Source organism: Streptomyces sp. KR55, from assembly GCF_052245645.1.
Taxonomy (GTDB): Bacteria; Actinomycetota; Actinomycetes; order Streptomycetales; family Streptomycetaceae; genus Streptomyces; species Streptomyces flavusporus.
In genome coordinates this window covers 1-3,214 of sequence record NZ_JBQQCE010000731.1, presented here as the reverse complement: position 1 = coordinate 3,214, position 3,214 = coordinate 1, and the positions used below count along the sequence as shown (strand labels likewise).

At 73.1% G+C, this 3,214-nt stretch carries 1 protein-coding gene and 1 pseudogene; both read left to right on the top strand.

Annotated features, from left to right (window positions below; all coding sequences use genetic code 11):
* Positions 1 to 989: LamG-like jellyroll fold domain-containing protein (locus ACTWQJ_RS49130; RefSeq protein WP_443312849.1), on the top strand; the 989-nt coding region annotated here is incomplete at its 5' end.
* A 44-nt stretch (positions 990 to 1,033) separates the two neighbouring features.
* Positions 1,034 to 3,214 (top strand): annotated as a pseudogene (locus tag ACTWQJ_RS49125) (DNA-binding protein); the annotation flags it as partial.

The following is a 3,214-nucleotide window of genomic DNA, read 5'->3' as shown; positions in this document are numbered from 1 at the left end:
GACGCACGGCGGACGCCGACGCCCGCCCGGGCCGCTACGCGGTCCTCGAACGGCACTGGCGCACCGGTGACACCGTCGCGCTCACACTGCCGATGGAGCTGTTCCGCCGCCCCGCACCCGACAACCCGCACGTCCAGGCGGTCACCTACGGGCCGGTGGTGCTGGCCGGGGCGTACGGAGAGGTCGAGTCGCCCACGATCCCCGCCCTCGATCCCACATCGGTCCGCAAGGTCCGCGGCGAGCAGTTGGAGTTCACGGCCGTGGCCGAGGGAGCCGCGGTGCCGCTGCTGCCGTTCCACCGGGTGCACCACCAGCGCTACAACGTCTACTTCGCCGTGCCCCCGCGCCTGCGCCCACCGCGCGAGGTCGCCAGGTTCATCCTCGACGGCGGCAGCGGCGCCGACGCCACCGGCACGTTCCCGGCCGCGACGCTCGCCGGGGGCGCGCAGTGGACACCGGACGGCGTCCGGCTCGACGGCGTCGGCGGCCATGTCGCCCTGCCGCCGGGCCTGATCACCGGACTGACCGAGCTGACCGTCAGCGCATGGGTGCGGATCGACACGCTCACCAACTCGGCCCGGGTCTTCGACCTCGGCTTCCACAAGAGCACGTACTTCTTCCTCACCCCCCGCACCGGCTCGGGCCGCGCCCGCGCCGCCCTGAAGATCTCCGGCATGGACGGCGAGGACGTCATCGACGCTGCGGGCCCTCTGCCGCAGGGCCGCTGGACCCATGTCGCGGTCACACTCACGGACGGCCCCGAGGGTCGCATCGGAGGCGGCACCGGGGTGCTGTACGTCGACGGGGCCGAGGCCGGCCGGAACGACGCGCTGGTCATGAGTCCGCTGCTGCTCGGTGCCACCACCCGCAACTACCTGGGGCGTTCACAGAACGCCACGCACCCGTACCTGCACGGCGCGGTCCACGACTTCCGGATCCTCAACCGCGCCCTGTCCCCGGCGGAGATCGGCGCCCTGGCCCGCGACTGAGTCCCGTTTCCCCCCTTTCCTGCCGCTGAGGAGCGAGTCCTCCCATGTCCATGTCCCTTCCCCTGCCCGAATCCGAGCTGTCCAGACGGAACTTCGTCATCGCCGCCGGAGTGGCCGCCGCCGCGATCGGCGGCGCGCTCCCGGCACCCGCCGTGGCCGCCCCGGCCGCCGGATCCGCCGGTTTCAGCCCCGCCGCCTTCGCCGACCCCCGCCGCGACTCCCGTCCCACCGTCTACTGGTACTGGAACGGCCCCGTCACCCACGAGCTCGTCGACACCCAGCTCGCCGACCTGCGCGCCAAGGGGATGTACGAGGTCGTCCTCTTCCCTTACGACAACGCCGAGATGAAGCCCGTCTTCTTCAGCGAGGAGTGGTTCGACGTCGTCGGCCACGTACTGGAGGAGGCCGAACGCACCGGCATGCGGGTGTGGATATTCAACGACAACCACTTCCCCAGCGGACGGGCCGCCTACCTCGTCGCCCAGGGCGGCACCGTCGGCTCCCGCACCTACGCCCCGCGCCCCGAGCTGCGGCTGAAGGGCCTGTGGCGGTCCACCGCCGTCGTCGAGGGACCGGCACGGATCGACCTGCGGGAGACCACGGGCGTCGCGGTCGCCTCCGGCCGGCTCGTCGCCGACGCGGCCGTGCTCGCCGGGGCCGCCGTGCTGGGCGGGGGAGGGGAGTGGACGGACTACGACGTCACCGGGAACGCCAAGACCGAGACCGGATCCGTCGGGCTCGTCGTGAGGGCGTCCGCATCGGGCGCCGACGGTTACGCGGTGGAGTTCGACCAGACCGGTGTCGTCACCATCTCCCGGCTGACGGGCGGCAGTTCGCAGCAGCTGGCCAGGAGCAGCCGCACCGACGGCTTCAACCGCACCAAGTTCCACACCCTCGCCGTCACCGTGCGCGGCGCCACGCTCTCCGTCACCCTCGACGGCAAGGACAAGGGCTCCGTCACCGACGACGCGCACCCGCGCGGTGGTGTCGGCGTCCGGGCCGTCGACGGGCAGCGCGCCCTGTGGGAGGACCTGACCGTCACGGCCGCCGACGGCAGCCCCCGCTACGCCTCGGCCTTCGACGACCCGGCATCGGCCGGTGACTTCCACACCCGTACGATCCCGGCGGCCGCCGCCGCACCGGTCGCCGCGGCCGCGCGTCCCGCCGGCCTCGCCGACGCCGCCGCACTCGTCGAGCTGACCGGCGACCTGGAGGCCGGGCGGGCCTGGCAGGTGCCCGAGGGCCGCTGGCAGATCGACCTCTTCGGCGGCGCGGTCCTGTCCGACGACAGCTCCGGATACACCCGCGCCTACCTCGACCTGCTCGACGACGAACCGGTCGAGCTGATGCTCGACATGGTCCCCGGCGAGTACCACCGCCGTTTCGGCCGCTACTTCGGCACCGTCGTGCCCGGCTTCTGGGACGACGAGCCGTTCATCGCCTCCGCCGGGCCGCACCCCTTCAAGCGGCTGCCCTGGTCGCCCACGCTCGCCGCGGCCCTGCGCGAGGTCGGCGCCGAGCCCGGCAAGGCGTACGCGAGCAGCTTCGACGACCTCGGCGCGGCGGGGCAGATCCTGCGCGGCCGCTACTGGCGGGCCGTGTCCAACCGCTTCTCCCGGTACTTCGAGAAGCAGGCCCACTGGTACGCCGACCGGCGCGTCCGGCTGATCACCAATCCGCTCTACGACGAGACGGGCCCCTCCAAGCGCATCCTCTCCACCGGTGATCTGCACAAGGCCAACCAGTGGGCGCAGATCCCCGGCGGCGACGTCATCACCGGCGAGTACGTGGCGGGGGAGCCCACCATGGACCCGCGCAACCCTGCGTCGGTGGCCCACCAGACCGGCCGCGAGCGGGTGGTGATCGAGGCCTTCGGCAACATGGGCTGGCAGGTGGCGCCCGAGTTCGTGCACGCGCTGCTCGGCGCGTTCGCGACCCGCGGCTGCAACCTCACCGTGCTGCACGCCCTGTGGACCGACGAGGCCAAGGTCTACTTCCCGCCGCCGTTCGGCCCCCGGGCCCCCTGGTGGTGGGCGATGCGCCCGATCGCCGACTGGATCGGCCGCGTCATGGAGCTCGCCCGTGGCACCTCGGCCGCCCGCAGCGCCCTCCTCCAGCCGCAGCGCGCCGCCGAGCAGCTGACCGGCACCGAACGGCAGGGCGAGGTCGACGACGCCTTCGCCGCGGCGGCCTACGCCCTGGAGAGCGCCCAGGTCGACTTCGAC